Here is an 18,016-nt window from a genome sequence, read left to right as displayed (position 1 = left end):
TCTAAATACTTCTCTATGCACAAGCTTTTAAGAACTTTAATCGGTATTCTGATGATTGCAATGGCTTGGATTGGTTTAGCCACTCCAGTTATGGCAGGTCCTCTATCTCCCCATAAAGTTACACCCATGGCATTATTTTCTTTCTCTGGTACTCGTCCTACTAATCTAGGTGTTCAAGCAGGAAAACTATCCCCATGTCCAAATTCTCCCAATTGCGTGTCTAGCCAAAGCTCAGATCTAGAACACAAAATCGATCCAATTCGCTATACAGGCGATCCTGCAAAGGCGATCGCCAATCTCAAGACTGTGATTCAAGGTTTAGAGAGAACGAAAATAATTTCTGAGACAGAAGATTATCTCTATGCGGAATTTACCAGTGCCCTCATGGGATATGTGGATGATGTGGAGTTCTATCTCAATCGAGAGACTAATGTTATTGAAGTTCGCTCTGCTTCACGTTTAGGTCAGTCAGACTTGGGCGTAAATCGCAAACGCGTTGAAGCCATTAGAACGAGGCTGCAAGATTTTGCTTGATGAAGTAGAGAGAATTTCTTGGCATTCGAGCATTATCCTTTTCATTTTGATGCAAGGGCGGCTAGGAACTGCCCAAATTGGGTTGGGTCTGCCATTGGGAATTGGTAATTCGGTAAGTGATAGGGATTATCCCTAAGTCAATTTCGTTTGTGCGCGTGATGCTAGTTGATTGAGTAAGGCCTGTTGCATGACGTCAATGGGTGCGGGTTGACCAACCCAAAACTCCAAAGCGATCGCACCTTGATGCAAAAGCATATCTAAACCATCTATGGCTTTTAAACCCCTTGCAGCGGCGAGTTGTAAAAACTGGGTGGGTCGAGGCGTATAAATCAAGTCATAGGCGATCGCGCTGTCAGGCAACAAAGCCATATCTTCCTTAGAGATTGGTGTATTTGGATCTTCTGCCATGCCGATGGGGGTGGCGTTTACAACTAACCCAGCGATTTCCAATAGATTCGGTAAGGAACTCCATGTATGGACGCGCAGATTGTAATCTTTTAGCTGGCTGGTCATTTGACCGTGAAATCGCTTCATCTTTTTAGAGTCACGCCCAACAATGTGAATAGCAGGACAACCTAATTGCAAGCAACCCGCAATCACTGCTCTTGCCGCGCCACCACTGCCTAAGATTACAGCAGGAATTTTATTCCAATTTAATGAGAGCGCTTTAAGCGGAGCCAAAAAACCTGCTACATCTGTATTTGTGCCAATCCACTCATCTTCCAAACGCTTAACGGTATTAACAGCTCCCACAGATTGAGCGATCTCATCTACGCGATCGAGTAACGGCATAATCTCTTGTTTGTGGGGAATTGTGAGATTAAAGCCCTGCAAGGCGCTAATTGCTTTTAAACCTGATACGGCAATGGTAAGATCGGCGATCGCCACAGGTAAAGGAATATAAACATAATCCAGCTTCATGACTGTCAAGGCTGCATTATGCATGACGGGCGAAAGACTATGTGTCACAGGACATCCCATCACACCTAAAATTTTAGTTGTACCTAGGACTTGTCCCATGCTTTTCCCTCGTTGAAGCTATTTCAGACCCGATGCAGCCCGTTTCTGCCGTAACAGTACAAACGTTAATCATAGTTGTGATGGTATGCAGAAGGCAATAAGCCAAAGTGACGGCTAAATCACCAAAAAGCAATCGCGAAATCGATCGCGGAATGTAGCTTTTTACGACAAATATAGTAGACTATCAAATCCTTTATCACCTTATTTTCCCTCAGAATTTCCGGTCGGGCTGTTCAGAATTACAATAAATATCGCGGATAAAAAGTATGGGCTTATCTTCAATTCTAGATATTGCAATTGGTTTGATTTTTATTTATTTGATCCTAAGTGTGATTGCTTCGGAAATACAAGAATTAATTGCCACCGTGCTGCAATGGCGAGCAGTACATTTAAAGGAGTCTATTGAAGGGCTATTGAGTGGAAACGATAAGGAATCAGAGAATTTTTCTAAAGTAAGAGAATTATCAAATCAGATTTATGCGAATCAATTGATTAAAGGCATGAATCACGAAGCAAAAGGTCTTTTAGCCAGATTCCCCCGTCGTTTGATTCAAATGTTTGGTTTTGTATTTCGGCTATTGAGAAAATGGTTTCGCAAGAGTGCGAACCTACTACCTAATGTCAATATCTCTAAAGAAGCGATCGCCAAGGAAGTAGATGGTGTATTTGGTAAAGGGAATTCCAGTGGTCCCTCCTATGTTACGAAACAAGCATTTACAAGTAGCTTTATTGAAACACTACAAGTACCTATTTTAACTAAATTAATTGCTCGATTGCGGCTAGAAGATTTTCTCTCTAGATTGGAAGAGAACCTCAAAGATAAGTTAAACCGTGTTAGAGAGGGAGAAGGAGCATATCTGCCCGATTGGTATAAAGAGGCTAAAGGCTCAGTCTATCAAGATCTAGACAGTCATCGCATCGGTATATCAGAAGCATTAGATCGATTGGCTGAAGCTGCTAAGGTAGAAACAAGATTCGAGCTGTTTGAAGATCCATTTCGATTGCAAAACCCCGAAGAAAATTGTTACGGTCTATCACGAGAATACAAAAAGATTTTACTCAGACAAATAAATCCAACTTTATTAGATGTCATTCAAATTATTCTGATTTTTCAAGATCCAAATCTTGAAAAAGTTCTAGCACGGATTAAAAACAGAAAGTTTGATGATGTAAAAAGAATTGTAAAAGATGAAAGATTCTTAGCTCAATACAGCACTAAGGATCCATATATGATTGAGTATGTGTCTCAAGGATTACTTTTATATACTACCTTCAGCAATACCGAAATTGGGCACAAACTCATCAAGTTACTTGGCAAATTACCCAAATTACCCACCTATTTGCAAGGCAGTCTTTACGATCTTGCTAAGCGATCGCAAGAAAGCGTTGAAGATATCGAGCAACAGTTTTCTCAGTTTCAAGAAGATATAGAGACCTGGTTCGATAATTCCATGGTCAGAGCTTCAGGGGTTTACAAACGCAATGCGAAATTGGTAGCACTTCTGCTTGGTTTTACGATCGCAGTAGGTGCAAATGCCGATACATTTCATATTGTCGATCGCCTAAGCAAAGATCGGATTTTGCGCGAAACAATAGCCCAGAGTGCCGAAACTATTGCCATGAATAATCGCCCAAATCAAGCTCAAAAGAATCCTCAAAAACTAGATAAAGAAACGATCGAGCAAATTAATCTTGCTGCTGATGCGATTACTTTACCCATTGGTTGGGAAAATTCTGTAACTTCTCTACAGCAAAAAAAGAGCATTCGTTGGTTGTTTGGCATTGAAGTTGCTGCGCCTGTGATTACGTTCTGCGGGTGGCTGGTGAGCGCGATCGCGATTTCAATGGGAGCATCATTTTGGTTTGACCTACTTGGAAAATTCATTGACATCAAAAATGTCGGCAAAAGACCTTCTTCTACCCCAGATAACAATTAGATAGAGTACGTCTTGCAAGATTTACGGATAGAAAGAGGGAATGAGACCTAAGAATCTAGAGTGGCAGAATCTTTTGATAGTGCAATCTGAATTTTGCAAAAAGTCTCAATATAGTTGCGGAACTCTTGCATGTGGGTTTCAATCCATCCTTCACCATCGCATTGGGAACTGTCTTTCCCATTTACAAAGATATGTACGATCGGCTCACCTGCATCGGGAAGTATCAGCACCCAGTCATCATCAGAATACATAACTTTGACGCCATCAATTAGCTCAAGATGCTTCTGGGCATAGGCTTCCACCAAATGACGCATCAAGGTTCCTTTGACGCTCCAAGGACAGCGAACCGCCTGACTCTTAAAGTGGAAATCTGGCAGGTGCTTCCGCATTTGAGAAATCGTTCCTCTTTGCAATGTCAGCCATTCAATGATTTTGGCGGTACTAAACATGGCATCAAAGCCAGGATGCAATTGTGGAAAGATAAAGCCCATTTCTGCAGCTCCACCTAAAATAACACCTTCTGTTTTATAGCAAGCCATCATGAGAGCAGTTGGATTCGCCCGCGTCCGAATAATCTTGCCATGATGTCTAGCGGCAATTTGTTCTACAACACCAGATACAGAGACAGGAACCACGACTGCACCACCGGGCTTTGCTGTCAGCGCCATTTCTACCATCAGAGCCGTCAGCATCTCACCACGAATCGGTTCCCCCAGTTCGTCAATCAAGATAAACTTCTCACCATTCGCAAATACCTGTACGCCAAAATTGGCTTTGATCGCTCTCACGACATCGCCTAGCTGATCGAGCATTCTCTCTCTCTCGCTCATCGCTGGGGCAATTTCATTGAGGCTGGCATTGAGAACCACGACATCACTGCTAAATTTGCCCAAGATACGGGGTAAAACTGCGCCTGAGACCGCATAAACATAGTCGATTACAATCTTTTTGCAATCACTATTGCGAATGGCTTCCGCGTCTAGATTTTTGGCAAAGCCACTATTGTAGTAGTCAAGGATGCGAGATGGATAGGTGATTTCGCCAATTTCCTCCATGCGAGCACGGCGAAAATCTTCCTTGTAATAGGCTCCTTCAATTTTCTTTTCTTGATTGGTGTCGATGTTAATACCATTGGCATCGAGGAACTCAATCAAAATGTGATCGTTGCGATCAGGATGGATACGCACATGAATTCCGCCAGAGATGCTGAGGCTGCGAGCCGTAAATCTGGCGATCGGAATGGCGGTTGCTTCTAAGTTCTCAACATTTACGCCGACAGACATCAAACCTGAAATCAGCGATCGCGTCACCATGCGACAGATCGTGCGTTGATCGCGAGATACCATCACCTGAGAGCCAGGTCGGAGCGTTGCACCATAGGAGGCTCCCAGTTTGACCGCAAATTCTGGCGTAATATCGGCATTGGCTAGCCCTGATACACCCCGATGCCCAAAGAGATGTCGGGCTGCCATCGTTCCCCATATCAAGTTTGTCGTCAACGTTGCCCCTGATTCCACCCGTTTACTCGGCCAAATGCGCACATTAGGGAAAATGCGAGACTCTTCGCCAACTACAGAGTTTGACCCAACCACGGCTCCTTCCATGACATGGCTGCGCCGACTAATCCGCGAATTGCGCGCGATCGTGCAAGCCCATAGGTGACTTTCTTCACCAATCGTGACACCGTTACAAATAATCGGTCGTTGCAAGTCACAGTCAGGCCCAATGGTGACGTGATCGCCAATAATCGTCCCCGCCGAGATACTCACCCTCGCCCCAATTGAGCAATTGTCCCCAATCAGGATGGGTGCTTCGATTTTGGCAGTTGGGTCAATTGTGCTGTGTTGTCCCACCCATACGCCAGTTCGTAACTGTAAGTAATCTAATTCGAGATGAACCCTACCCCTAATCGCATCATACTGAGCTTGCCGATAAGCTTCTAACGTACCGATATCGCACCAGTAACCCTCCGCCACATAGCCAAACATGGGGACTGCCTTTTCTAAAAGCAAAGGGAAAAGATCGTGAGAAAAATCTTGGGGCTGATTGGCGGGTAGATAACCGAGCACCTCGGGTTCGAGAATGTAGATGCCTGTATTCACCGTATCAGAGAAAATTTCGCCAGTGGAAGGCTTTTCTAAAAAACGTTGAATCCGATTTTGTTCGTCAGTGATCACGACCCCAAAAGCCATCGGTTCGTTAACGCGTCGCAAAATTAAGGTGGCCTTTGATTTTTTGGTTTTGTGGTAGCGAATTGCCGCAGTCAGATCGAAGTCGGTAATGCTGTCACCACTGATGACGAGAAATGTGTCATCCAAAAGGCTTTCCACATTTTTGACACATCCTGCCGTCCCGAGAGGCTGATCTTCCTCAACCACATACAGCATATCCATGTCAAATTCACTGCCATCCCCAAAATGGTCGCGAATCATGTCAGGCAGGTAGTGCAATGTTGCGATCACTTCCCTGATGCCATGCCGCTTAAGCAAACGCAGAATATGCTCAGTAATTGGACGATTTAAAACCGAAACCATTGGCTTGGGCAGATCGCAGGTGAGCGGTCTCAGTCTTGTGCCAGAGCCTCCTGCCATCAACACTGCTCTCATATAACCCTCCTGATGCCAATAGCCATATTATTATATAGAGATTAGATCGCTGTGTCAGTATCAATTAGAACCACTCGTCATCTTATGCAATCGATGTTTTTTCCCTCAGAGCAAATTTCAGATAAGATTTCTGAGCAAGTTTCTCACAAAATTATCGTAGCGCTAGATGTGCCCAGTGCCGCAGAGGCAGTAGCGCTATGCGATCGCTTGCCCGAAGTTAGCTTTTGGAAAGTAGGCCTAGAATTATTTATTGCCGAGGGACATGCGATCCTGTCTGAACTAAAGCAACGCCAAAAGCAAATTTTTCTCGATCTAAAACTGCACGATATCCCTAACACCGTCGCCTCTGCCTGTCGGGTCGCCGCTAAGTTTGATGTAGATTTTCTCACCGTTCATGCCGTTGGCGGTAAAGCCATGCTCAAGGCTGCCCAAGCCGAAGTTGAGGGATCGAGCACCAAGTTGCTAGGGATCTCCCTGCTGACCAGTATTTCTTCTAGGGAGTTGGCTTTCGATCTCAAAGTTCCGCTCGAGTTACCCGAATATGCCCTGCATATGGCTGAAACCGCCCAGACTTGCGGTTTAGCGGGGGCAGTTTGCTCTCCCCATGAAGTCAGTAGTTTGCGATCGCTTTTGGGGCGAGATTTCTATCTAGTGACGCCGGGCGTCCGTCCCACTTGGGCAGCCACTGGGGATCAAAAACGGGTGATGACGCCCAAACAAGCGATCGCGCTAGGTGCAAATTATCTTGTGATCGGTCGTCCGATTACGGCTGCGCCCGATCCAGTATTGGCTTGGCAGAAAATTTGTGACGAAATTACGGATGCTTCTTAAAATTCGGTTGACAAGTTGCTAACTTTGTTTGCTATAGTATCTAAGTTGCGTTTTCAGAAGCGCGCGATTGGGGTGTCGCCAAGTGGTAAGGCAGCTGGTTTTGGTCCAGCCATTCCGAGGTTCGAATCCTTGCACCCCAGTTCCTTAAATTTAAAACAAATCTTTTTTGCCACGAATTCTGGCAAAGACCCTTTCAGGTTCGGGGTTGGCTTCTTTAAGATCCGCTGCCGTTTGAATGGCGGGTTGATCCCACCGTAGAAATGGATTGGTTAGCTTCTCAATGCCAATCGTTGTAGGGATTGTAGGCTCGTCTCTTTGGCGCATTTCGCTCACAGTTTTGAAGCGATCTTGCAAGATCGCGTTCTTGGCATCTACGGTCAGGGCAAACTTGAGATTGCCCAGCGTATATTCATGGGCGCACCAAACCCGCGTAGCATCAGGCAGTTGGCGCAATTGGCCTAAAGAGTGCATCATTTGGGCAGGCGTTCCTTCAAACAATCTGCCACAACCTCCCGCAAATAGGGTATCCCCACAGAATAAGTCGCCCGACTCTGCATTGGAGGCTGGAAAGTAGTAGGCAATATGGGCGCGGGTATGCCCAGGGATAAAAAATACCTCAGCGGTACGATCGCCAAAGGTGACGCGATCGCCTGCCTTTAAAAACACCTGTTGATGGGGGATGCGTCCGCGATCGAGTTCCCCACCGTAAACGATTAACTGGGGAAATTGTTTTGCCAGAGCTTGATTTGCACCGACATGATCGTGATGATGGTGGGTATTGAAGATCGCGACTAGGTTTGCGCCGAGCTGTTCGAGTTTTTGCAGCACAGGACGAGGTTCGGCAGGATCGACGACAGCGGCAATGTTGCGATCGCGATCGTGCAACAGAAAAATGTAATTATCATTGAGTGCAGGCAGACGGTAGATTTGCATAATGCGGTATACCCGTGGGAATGAATGGCTGACAGACTCCAGAAAATTTTATCTCGCTATGGTGTTGCTTCTCGGCGAGAGGCAGAGCAGTTGATTTTGGCTGGGCGGGTGAAATTAAATGGCGCGATCGTAACTGAATTGGGAACAAAGGCAGATCCTACCTGCGATCGCATTGAGGTTGACAACCATCTGATTGTAAAAGAAACCCCTCAAATTCTGTGGGTACTGTTATACAAGCCCGTAGGGTTCATTTGTACGCGACACGATCCGCAAGGGCGTAAGACGATTTTTGATTTGCTGCCACCCACCTACGATCGCCTCTATTATGTCGGGCGTTTAGATTACAACAGCAGTGGGGCTTTGCTCCTCACCAACGATGGCGATCGCGCCAATTTGCTCACCCACCCCCGACATCATATTCCCAAAACCTATGAGGTCTGGGTCAAAGGACAACCCAGCCAATCAGACTTGCAACAGTGGCGACAGGGTGTTTTACTCGATGAAAAGACAACCCTACCCGCTGACGTGACCGTCCTTGCTGCCCAGCCCCAGCAAACCCAGCTACGCATTGTGTTGCGAGAGGGGCGCAATCGGCAAATTCGTCGTGTAGCCGAGCAGTTAGGTTATCCCGTGCTTGCTTTACATCGTGTTGCGATCGCTTCGATTACGCTTGGCGATCTGCGATCGGGCAGTCATCGCCTCCTTAAGCCCTGCGAGATTGAGAAATTAGCTCTTAGTCATTCTCGCTAAAGTGTTTGGAACCAGAATGATGAATGTAGCGCTCCTTAATTGTTTGCGAACGTAGTACGGGCTTCTGAATCCTTGCAGGCAAGATGTCCACGCTACAAATTAATTACAATTCATTTAGGCTCGCTATAGCTATCCCCTGTCAACCATCAAACGTTCACCTGCCAACCAGCATCTGCCCCAATAAGCGAAAATACTTAAACAAATGTTATATTTATGGTATGGAAACCTTGACTTGCGGGGATCGGTCTAGGTAGTTAAGATAGTTAAAGTTTTGGTATAGATACTGTGGTTAGCAATTGTAATCAAGCGGATAAGTTGGCAGAAATAGGCGCGCAGCTCAAACAGATGCGCGAACAAAAAGATATTTCGCTTCAGCAAGTCACTGCTACTACGCTAATTGCAGAGCGTCATCTCAGAGCCATTGAAGAAGGCGATTTAGGCTCTTTGCCCGAGCCTGTCTACATTAAGGGTTTTATTCGTAAGTATGGTGAAACCGTTGGATTAGGAACCATTGCTGACGATTTTCACCTCACCCCTGTAATTGATGAGAAGAAGAATTGGTCTAAGTCTCCCGCAAGTGAGCTGCGTCCCCTCCATCTCTATGCTTTGTACATTTTGGTAATTGGTGGGGCAGTAGGAACTTTAGCGGCATTTCTGAATCCACCCCTCGCGAATAAGATTGATGATAGTAAGACCAATCTAAGTAAAGCAGCGCAGATAACCCCCAAGGCAACTCCTAAAACAGTTAAGCCAACCCCAGCGATCGCTTCTCCCGTTGATAGTATTATTCCTGTAACCACAGCTTCTGAGGCACTAAAGACCTCTAAGCTTTTTACAAGTAGTCCCGATTCATCCTCAAGTTCTAATCCTAATGGCGCCAGCTTTTTGACTGGTTCTACAGGCGAGACCCTAAGTGCATCTAGTCCACAATCTTTTAGCAATAGTATTTTTAGTCAAGATCTAACCAATACAAGCTTTAGCTTTACGGGAAATAAAGCTGTCAATGTCGGGATCGTGATGACAGGTCAATCTTGGGTTCGAGTGCTTGTAGATGGCAAAACTGAGTTTGAGGGTGTGCTATCTGAGGGTAGAAAATTATCTTGGTCTGCCGATCGACGCGTAGCAATTCGGGCTGGAAATGCTGGTGCTATTGCTGTTACTGTTAACAATCTCCCATCAGAACAACTAGGCAGAGAAGGCGAAGTTGTCGAAAAAAGGTTTGAACAAAACTATAAGCCCACCACTTCAAGCACGAGTCTAGTTCCGACAACGGGTGCTAACGCAAATACTGCTAACGAGCGGGATCGGCTCAATGGGTTTATTGATAACTTCTACGGTGATGGGGGCTCAAGAAATCGGTAGTCGTAGACTTAAATTCTATAGCGACACCGCTAATTTCCCAGTTTGGGACCTTTGGCAAAATCCTCGGGTCTCAAGTTTGATAAAAACTCACGAAATGCTCGCCGCTCCGCCTCATCAGCATCTTGATCGACGGGAATGGAAGCTTCTAAGATCACTTCTTCCATAACCCAAATTGGGCAACGGGCTCTGAGGGCTAGGGCGATCGCATCACTAGGGCGAGCATCAATTTCTTTTCTGACTTCTCCGTATGTGATCGTCAATAGTGCGTAGAAGGTACTATTTTTGAGGGCATGAATCACAACGCGTTCTAGGTTAGCCGACCAACCGTCAATGATATTCATAATCAGATCGTGGGTCATCGGCCTTGCTAAAGGCTTAGGATCGAGCGCATTTACAATTGCCTTTGCTTCAGCTTCACCAATCCAAATCGGTAATGCCCTGCGATCGGTTGTATCGCGCAATAAAACGATGGGGTTATGACTGACAGCATCAATCGCAATTCCAGCCACCTTCATCTCGATCATTGTATGCCACCCTCTTGAAATCAGTTAAACCTCAAATAGCGACCCTCTCTCAGCCATCTGAGAGGAACTTACAGATAGGGGTGTGTTGATACCAAAAGCTTACAGTTATACCTCAGTATTACGATCGCCCTTAAAGTAAATCTTAGGAGTAAATTATGATCCAAGCCAATCTATGTTAATTGAGTTACATAAATCGATTTTCCCAAGATTGCTGCAAGTTTGTGAAGGATGCTGCATATTATATCACTGACCTATTCTTACACTCAGCCTGAATTTCATCAATCAGCCCGATCGCTGACAAAGGGCAATCTCGCCCCACATGCAAATTCTGTCAGCGCTTCTTGACTTAAACTATTTCTCCCCTGACCACTGCTCTCATTCTAAGTTTTTAACGTTCAAATTATGAGTCAAACAAACCTACCTGAAGCCTCTACAATCGCTATTTTGGGTGCAGGAGCTTGGGGATCGGCATTGGCAAAGTTGGCAAAGACCAACCAGCATCGAGTGACGTTGTGGTCGCGCCAGAGTTCTCAAAGCTTAGCCGAGGCGATCGCAGGTAGCGACATGATTGTTTCCGCGATATCGATGAAAGGGGTCGCGAGTATTGCCCAGCAACTTCAGGCAATACCTTTGCCCGAGGAGACGATTTTGGTCAGTGCCACCAAGGGTTTAGAACCAATCACAGGCAATACCCCAGCTCAGATTTGGCGCAAAGCTCTGCCCCATCACCCGATTGTGGTTTTGTCGGGGCCTAATCTGTCTAAAGAGATTGAGGCTGGTTTGCCCTCGGCTACAGTTGTTGCCAGTGATGATGCCCAAGCTGCCCAAATTGTGCAAACAGCCTTCGCTTCTAAAAATTTCAGGGTATATACCAATTCCGATCCCATTGGGGTGGAGTTAGGTGGGACATTAAAAAATGTGATTGCGATCGCCGTTGGAGTTTGTGATGGCTTGCAACTAGGGACAAATGCTAAGGCTGCATTGATCACCCGTGCGCTTATGGAAATTATCCGTGTGGGTTCTTATTTTGGCGCTCGACCTGAGACTTTTTGGGGGCTATCGGGTCTAGGCGATTTGCTCGCAACCTGCAATAGTCATCTCAGTCGTAACTATCAGGTGGGCTTTGCCTTGGCACAGGGAAAACAACTTGATGAAGCGATCGCCTCGATTAGCGGTACTGCCGAGGGTGTAAACACAGCGCATGTCTTAATTGGGATCGGCGATCGCGAGAACATTGCCGTACCCGTGTCTCGTTATGTTTATCGATTATTAAATGGCGAAATCAATCCTCAAGAGGCAGTAGAAGGGCTAATGGAACGAGACTTAAAATCAGAGAGTTGAACCCTCTGCTTACAATCAGCATTCCTGATATCGTGCGATCGATCTAGCCGCGATGAACGAGTTAGACGACATTCTCTCCTGATAGAATTGCGCCTGCTAAAGCGGCTTCATCAATCGAGACTCCCATAAGATTGGCATCGCGCAAATCGGCATCGTGCAGGTCTGCCCCACGCAGGTCTGCCCCGCGCAGATCTGTCCCGTTCAAATTCGCTTTATGAAGGTTGGCTCCCCGCAAATCCACGCCGCGCAAATTCGCTCGTTGAAGGTTCGTATTTCCAAGATCGCTGCCGTTTAACTGCGAACCACTGAGGTTTGACTGCTGCAAGTCAGCATTGGCTAGGCTGACACCACATAAATTCCAACCTAAAAACTCGCGTTTCCCAGAGGCATATTGGCTTAGAAGTAACTGTCCTGAAGCTAGCGCACTCGTTCCATTCTGAAGATAGGCAGACATGAAATTGAAGCTGCCATTGCCATTCTTTTGGGCAGCTTCGTGAAGTGACAGCTCCGTTGCGGTCTGGGCATTCACCAATGACTCTAGGCGGCGCAGTTCGGCTTCTTTGCGTTTGCGATCGCTGATATCTTCAATGATTCTCAATACACCCAGAATCTTACCTTCGGCATCCTTGACTTGGGCAGTGGAGAGACTGACATCAAGGGTAGTTCCATCTTTACAAGGATAAACAGTTTCAACAGCATTGAGTCCATCTCCTGCCAGCGTTTCTAAAAACACTTGAAATTCCGAATCAGACTGACTCATGGTGACTGGTAGGGGGTTGCCAATTACCTCTGCTGCACTCCAACCAAAGATTTTTTCTGCGGCGGGATTCCATAGTAGAACCTTACCTTCGGGACTAATAATATCAATGGACACAGGTGAAGAACGCACGACTGCCTGTAGGAGTTCGTGGGCTCTTTGTAGTTCGGATTCGACATCGCCGCGTTCGCTAATATCGATACAGACCCCATCGGCGATCGTGGAACCATCTTCGCTACGGTAATAACGGGCGATATCCTGTACCCATTTGACTTCGCCCGATTTAGTCACAATCCGAAACTCGCGGCGGAATGTGGCTAACTTTTCGATGCCAGCTCTAACCATTGCCTCAAACTGTTCGCGATCGTCTAGGTACACCAAATCAGCCAATCGGTCAGGTCTAGCCATAGCTTGCTTGGGTTGCATGCCTGTAAGTTCGATCAGACCATCGCTAATGAAGGGTAAAGTCACCGTACCATCAGGATTCCAAACCAATCGGTAAAACGTACCGGGCATACTTGCCGCGATCGCAGCTAGCCGCAGTTCGCTTTCCTGTAGGGCGGTTTGGGTGCGTTTGCGATCGGTAATATCTCTAGAATTAATCACAATTCCCTGAATATTTGGATCTTGCACCAAATCATTACAAACTGACTCCAGATAAACCCAGTCCCCATTGATATGGCGATAGCGCATCACCATGGGCGGAGAGATACTAATTGCTTGTTGAGATTGCGATAGGAAGGATTGAAAAATCGGTAGGTCGTCAGGATGGATAAACTGCACTAATTTTTTGCCTACGATATCTTCAGGCTGAAATCCCAAAATCCGAAAAACCGAGGGGCTACAGTACTGAATGCTAGCATCGGTGTCGATAATATTCACGATATCGGAGGAATGTTGCATCAACGCCCGCAGTTTTCCCTCGTTATGAGCGAGATGTCTAGCTACGCGGCTCTGTTCCTCACGCTCAGAACGAATCTGCCGCTCCAATAGGTTCATCTTGGCATTGAGCGAAGCCAACCGAATTTCTAACTGCTGATTGGCACGCCACAGTTGTTCTTCATCTTGTTTGCGCTCAGTGGTATCCTGAATCCACCACCGCAGTGCCACAACCTTACCATTCCCATCCCTCACACTCAGAATTGTGAATGTGGCATCAAAGGGTTGCCCTGTGGGAAACAGCATCTTAAGGTCAAGGCTCTTAAGATTTTGCCCCCTTTGCAGTTGCCCCAAGAACCGCTGGAATTGCTCTTGATTGGCAGGCAGCACGTATTCTTTAAGATTTTGCCCGATCAGATCGGAGCCCAAAATGACTGTGGCTGCACGGTTTGCCGATTGTACGATTCCCGTTTCATCGGTGACAAAGTAACCGTCAGGGGCAAACTCAAACAGTTCGCGATAATTGTGGCAGTCAGTGGCGATCGCCTCCTGTTGGGTCTCAACTTGGGCGATCGCTTTTTGTAAAGAAGCAAAGGATTCAGATAAAGCAGAAACAACAGCACGTAATTCCCCCGATTGTGTTGCTGGATCGATGGCAGCTTGGAGCTTTTGCAAATTCTGAACCGACGCATCAAGCAACTCGTGGCAGACGCTTAATACCATAGGTTTAGGATGGCTCAGGTAATGTTGTAAATCATCCTAGCATTTTGCTATAGTCATCGATTGCTCGAATTAGATTCGTTATATAAGCTCATGTTCTGTAGTATCTTGATCTTGTCCTGGCGGTTAAAATCAAGAGCCTAGAATTTGCGTATCTTTCATGTCTAGATCTTCTAAATCCAATAAGCCTGCGTCCAAACGTCAAAAATCTTCAGCCCCCTTGTTCGTTGCAATTGGGGCTGCTGTTGCCACAGTCGGTGCAGGGGCAGCCGTTTTCTTTGTCTGGCAAAAATCACAAGTCCCAACCGGCGTAATCGGTACGGCTTCAGCCATTCCCCAAGAAGCACAGGTGGTGATGGCATTTAATACCACTTCTGAGCCTTGGCAAAAGTTGGTACAGTTTGGCACACCAGATTCACAGAAGCTATTGAGCGAGGGCATGGAAAAGTCGCCCCTCAATTCTTTACTCGTGCAAAGCAAGACAGATTTTAGTCGCGATGTACAGCCTTGGCTTAAGGGGCATGTGATTACGGCTTTGATCGCCGACCCACAGAAACCGAATGCGCCACCTGCTACCTTGGTAATTGCCCCCACCAGCGATCGCGCCAAATCCGATCTGTTTTTGACCAAGTATCGCGATGCCCTCACCCAACAGGGGGCAAAGTTTACGCCTAAGGAATATAAAGAATTTAAATATTACGAGTCGCCCACTCGCGACCCTAACAACAGCGTGATTACGGCGGATATTGGGGGGCGCTATGTGGCGATCGCCACCAGTTCTGCCCTGATCCAACGTACCATTGATACCTATAAGGGAGATCTGCCCTCCCTCGCGAAAAAATCTAGCTTTGCTACGGTGTTTGGTGCTGAGAGCAAAAGCAATATTGCTGAGCCCTTGGTACAAATTTATTTAGATGGTGCGATCGCGTTGGAATTCATCGGTTCTCAGACGAAATTAAGCTTGGGAGAACCGATTATTGCCCAGTCGCGCCGCGAGCTAGATGCGATTACCCTCACCGCAGGCACGCAAAAAGAGGGGTTGCGGTTTGAAGTCACTACCTATCTCAAAGATAAAGGCACAACAAATAACCCACAGGCACAGACTGCCGCTGGCACGGTGTTAAATTCTTTGCCCCAAGAAGCTTTCTTACTGGTTTCAGGCATCAATCTCAACCAGTCTTGGCAATCCCTCGTGGCACAGGCAAAGGGGAATGCCAACTCCGAGCAAATGTTAGACCAAATTCGTAAAAGCGTTAAGGATGCCACCAAACTGGATCTGGAACGCGATATTTTGAAATGGATGACAGGTGAGTTTGCGATCGCGGCGATTCCCAATAACCAAGGCATCTTGGCAAATCCAGGATTTGGCTTTGTGGTGTTGTTGCAAACGAGCAATGATAAAGACGCTCAAGCAACTTTTGATAAGCTCGATGCCGCTGCCAAAACCTCTTCTAGTGGACTGATTCCCCAAGGTGTCGATCTGAAGTCAAAGAAATTAGGCGATCGCGACATTGTGACTTGGCAAGTGGGCAACGCCACGATGGCATCCCACGGTTCTCTAGGGAATAATTTTGTGTTTTGGTCGATGGGCGATCTAGCCGATCAATTTGTGCCAAAACCCACCAAAAGCCTACCTGAGAGTAGCTCCTTTCAAATTCTCACGACTGGACTACCCAAAACTAATGGGGGATATTTCTATCTGAATATGACCACAGCGTTAACCATAGCCGATCGCCTGTTGCCACCAGACATTCGCTCGACACCCAGCTTTACCCAAGTTAGAGCCGTACTTGACGCGATTCGCGGCATTGCCGTCACCAGCACCAATATCAACAGCCGTATCACTCGTCTAGATTTCTTGTTTACGCTAAAGCCCACCCCCGGAAATTAAGGCGGGTTTTCCCTACTGCGCAGAGTATCAATTCTTGGATATTGCCCAAGCCCAAACGATTACAATGCAGTAGGATATTTCAAAATTTCTAAAATAAACCTCACACAAACCAGCAAATAAATAAGCCAATGATTACGACTGAAGCAACAGATACCAGAGCCCGCGACCTATTTCGCGCTGCCTATGAAAATCGATATACCTGGGATAGTAACTTCCCTGGGTTGACTGCCAATGTTTCTGTGAGCTTGGATGGAAATACCCGCACAGGCAAGGCTCGCATCAACGCCGACCAATCGGTGGAAGTGGTGATGGATGAACCCAAACTCATTAGTCGCACCACCCGCACGCCTAGCGGTGAAGAAAAGACCGTCAACGTAGATGAAGAACAGGAATGGTTGACCAACCAACTCAAGGATGTCGTCACTCATCGCAAGCGTAAGACCTTTGAAGAAGCCCACGGCAAGTCTGGGTTTAGCATGGGCGCAGCCGATGACACTGGCGCGGTCGAGATTTTAGTGACAGGTGATGCCATGGGCTCGAACTATAAGGTGCGAGACAACCAAATTTGCCTCGTCAGTCGCGTCATGGGACGCATTGGTTTTGTAATCAATCACCTCGATCACCTCGATACGGGCGAAGGCTATATCTCTTCGGCTTACAGCGCTGTATTTCGCAATCCTCAGACCGATGAGATCGTGCGTCAAGCCAAGTTTGAGGATATCTATGAAAAGCTGGGTAACTATTACGTTATGACCAAGCAAATTGTGCATTCTAACGAACAAGGTCAACAAAAAACCTACGAAATCGTATTTAGCGATATCCAATTGCTCTAGGGAATTGCCCCTACCCCAACTTCCCACAGGGTAGGGGGAAACTTAAATCCTCCCCCTTTGCAAGGGGGAGTTAGAGGGGGTAAAAGTAGAGATTTATACGAGATACTGGACTTCTAAAACATCCCCTAACCCTCCCCTTGCCCTAGACACGAAGCAACTTCCCGCAGGGGAGGGAACAAGACTTTCGTAGCCGCGATCGCCTATGCAGACCGATTTAAAACAACTTGAGATTTCGGAAACAGCGCTACAAACCCTGACAGGTGTGCCAAGAACTCTGTCTCGTTCGTCCAATGCGCGATCGCAAGAAGATCGGAAGTTGCTCAAATTTACGATCGTGGCTGCCTCCATCGCAGCGCTGATTGCTTTACTAAGTTCTCTTTGTTATTTCGTTCCCAACTTTCGCATTCCTGCTGCCGTCTTTGCCTTTTGCCTTTTGTTTGGTGCATCTTGCTTGGCAATGGAAATGGCAGAATTGGCATTGATCGGTTTTGCCTTTGCCTTAGCCGCAGGAGCCTATGCGATCTATACCCTTACCGCAGTTTCTTTGCAGATCGTTTTGTTGAGTGTCGCGATCGCAGGGGCTATGGCGCTAGGCGTAGCCGTCTTAATCCAAGTAATTCCATTGGGATTTTCTAAAAACCGCAACTATGGAAATCCCAAACCATCGAGATCTCTGGCGCGTCTCTATGGCGAAGTTGATAAATACAATAAGGTAATTCGGGATATCCATGTTTTTGACCAACTGGAAGCCGCAGGAAATCCCATTCGCTTACACGATCGCGAATCTGTGCTCTCTGCCCTCAAAATTACCCATGGCGATCTGGTGCGCGCCTTAAAAACTGAAAAAATTCTACGAGAAAATCCTGACTTTAATCCCGAACAATTTGCGATTGACTTGAACGCGTTTCATGCCATTCAAGTCAGCGAGCAAGCAGGTGAATACGGACAGTTCTTTGATACCACCATGCAGATAGCGATCGCTGTACAAAAAACCATGCGAGATCTGCAAAAACACCCCTAACCCTCCTAAATTTAAAGTCAGTGGGCTGTATTAGCATCTAGAATCTTTGGCGATCGCATCGTTTTCAATAAGATCGT

At 46.6% G+C, this 18,016-nt stretch carries 14 protein-coding genes and 1 tRNA gene; 10 read left to right on the top strand and 5 right to left on the bottom strand.

The genetic code is table 11. The features are described from left to right. Positions 1 to 15: 15 nt before the first annotated feature. Positions 16 to 534, top strand: a complete 519-nt coding sequence (locus V2H45_RS04420; RefSeq protein ID WP_330482410.1) for a DUF1499 domain-containing protein — start codon at positions 16 to 18, stop codon at positions 532 to 534. Positions 535 to 666: 132 nt separating this feature from the next. On the opposite strand, the gene V2H45_RS04415 is transcribed toward V2H45_RS04420, so the two are convergent. Further along, positions 667 to 1,554, bottom strand: a complete 888-nt coding sequence (locus tag V2H45_RS04415; protein WP_330482409.1) for a shikimate dehydrogenase — start codon at positions 1,552 to 1,554, stop codon at positions 667 to 669. A 266-nt stretch (positions 1,555 to 1,820) separates the two neighbouring features. On the opposite strand from V2H45_RS04415, the gene V2H45_RS04410 reads away from it, so the two are divergent. Beyond that, positions 1,821 to 3,491, top strand: a complete 1,671-nt coding sequence (locus V2H45_RS04410) for a hypothetical protein (RefSeq protein ID WP_330482408.1) — start codon at positions 1,821 to 1,823, stop codon at positions 3,489 to 3,491. Positions 3,492 to 3,538: 47 nt separating this feature from the next. On the opposite strand, the gene V2H45_RS04405 is transcribed toward V2H45_RS04410, so the two are convergent. Beyond that, positions 3,539 to 6,097 carry a mannose-1-phosphate guanyltransferase gene (locus V2H45_RS04405; protein WP_330482407.1) on the bottom strand — a complete coding sequence of 853 codons (2,559 nt, stop codon included), beginning with the start codon at positions 6,095 to 6,097 and terminating at the stop codon, positions 3,539 to 3,541. Between the two features lie 93 nt (positions 6,098 to 6,190). On the opposite strand from V2H45_RS04405, the gene pyrF reads away from it, so the two are divergent. After that, complete coding sequence (pyrF, locus tag V2H45_RS04400) at positions 6,191 to 6,928, top strand: orotidine-5'-phosphate decarboxylase (protein WP_408648723.1); 738 nt, start codon at positions 6,191 to 6,193, stop codon at positions 6,926 to 6,928. A 68-nt stretch (positions 6,929 to 6,996) separates the two neighbouring features. Then, positions 6,997 to 7,068: transfer RNA gene (locus V2H45_RS04395), tRNA-Gln, on the top strand. A 10-nt stretch (positions 7,069 to 7,078) separates the two neighbouring features. Here the strand turns inward: V2H45_RS04395 and gloB are convergent. Then, the gene (gene gloB / locus V2H45_RS04390) at positions 7,079 to 7,861 is read right to left on the bottom strand and encodes a hydroxyacylglutathione hydrolase (protein ID WP_330482405.1); all 783 of its coding nucleotides are present in this window, start codon (positions 7,859 to 7,861) and stop codon (positions 7,079 to 7,081) included. Between the two features lie 24 nt (positions 7,862 to 7,885). Here gloB and V2H45_RS04385 point away from each other — a divergent pair, with 24 nt between their 5' ends. Continuing rightward, on the top strand, positions 7,886 to 8,611 hold the full coding sequence (locus tag V2H45_RS04385) for a pseudouridine synthase (RefSeq protein ID WP_330482404.1): 726 nt from the start codon (positions 7,886 to 7,888) through the stop codon (positions 8,609 to 8,611). Between the two features lie 285 nt (positions 8,612 to 8,896). Then, a complete protein-coding gene (locus V2H45_RS04380; RefSeq protein WP_330482403.1) occupies positions 8,897 to 9,973 on the top strand; it encodes a helix-turn-helix domain-containing protein in 1,077 nt (358 codons plus the stop codon). 29 nt (positions 9,974 to 10,002) lie between these two features. Here V2H45_RS04380 and V2H45_RS04375 read toward each other — a convergent pair whose 3' ends face one another. Then, a complete protein-coding gene (locus V2H45_RS04375; protein WP_330482402.1) occupies positions 10,003 to 10,497 on the bottom strand; it encodes a bifunctional nuclease family protein in 495 nt (164 codons plus the stop codon). A gap of 402 nt (positions 10,498 to 10,899) precedes the next feature. Between V2H45_RS04375 and V2H45_RS04370 the strand changes: the two genes are divergently transcribed. Beyond that, positions 10,900 to 11,838 carry an NAD(P)H-dependent glycerol-3-phosphate dehydrogenase gene (locus V2H45_RS04370; RefSeq protein WP_330482401.1) on the top strand — a complete coding sequence of 313 codons (939 nt, stop codon included), beginning with the start codon at positions 10,900 to 10,902 and terminating at the stop codon, positions 11,836 to 11,838. 61 nt (positions 11,839 to 11,899) lie between these two features. Here the strand turns inward: V2H45_RS04370 and V2H45_RS04365 are convergent, their stop codons facing one another. Beyond that, positions 11,900 to 14,197: a PAS domain S-box protein gene (locus V2H45_RS04365; protein WP_330482400.1), complete on the bottom strand. Its 2,298-nt coding sequence runs from the start codon at positions 14,195 to 14,197 to the stop codon at positions 11,900 to 11,902. 157 nt (positions 14,198 to 14,354) lie between these two features. On the opposite strand from V2H45_RS04365, the gene V2H45_RS04360 reads away from it, so the two are divergent. The 3 genes from V2H45_RS04360 (at position 14,355) to V2H45_RS04350 (ending at position 17,939) form a co-directional block, all read left to right on the top strand. Next, the gene (locus tag V2H45_RS04360) at positions 14,355 to 16,085 is read left to right on the top strand and encodes a DUF3352 domain-containing protein (RefSeq protein WP_330482399.1); all 1,731 of its coding nucleotides are present in this window, start codon (positions 14,355 to 14,357) and stop codon (positions 16,083 to 16,085) included. 128 nt (positions 16,086 to 16,213) lie between these two features. Further along, on the top strand, positions 16,214 to 16,918 hold the full coding sequence (locus V2H45_RS04355; RefSeq protein ID WP_330482398.1) for a DUF3386 domain-containing protein: 705 nt from the start codon (positions 16,214 to 16,216) through the stop codon (positions 16,916 to 16,918). Positions 16,919 to 17,120: 202 nt separating this feature from the next. Beyond that, positions 17,121 to 17,939 (top strand): hypothetical protein, encoded by an 819-nt coding sequence (locus tag V2H45_RS04350; protein WP_330482397.1) that lies wholly within the window; start codon positions 17,121 to 17,123, stop codon positions 17,937 to 17,939. Positions 17,940 to 18,016 lie beyond the last annotated feature (77 nt).

The organism is Tumidithrix elongata BACA0141 (assembly GCF_036349135.1).
Classification (GTDB): Bacteria; Cyanobacteriota; Cyanobacteriia; order Pseudanabaenales; family Pseudanabaenaceae; genus Tumidithrix; species Tumidithrix elongata.
Note: the sequence above shows the minus strand (reverse complement) of the source record. Positions and strands in the feature narration are given on the sequence as shown.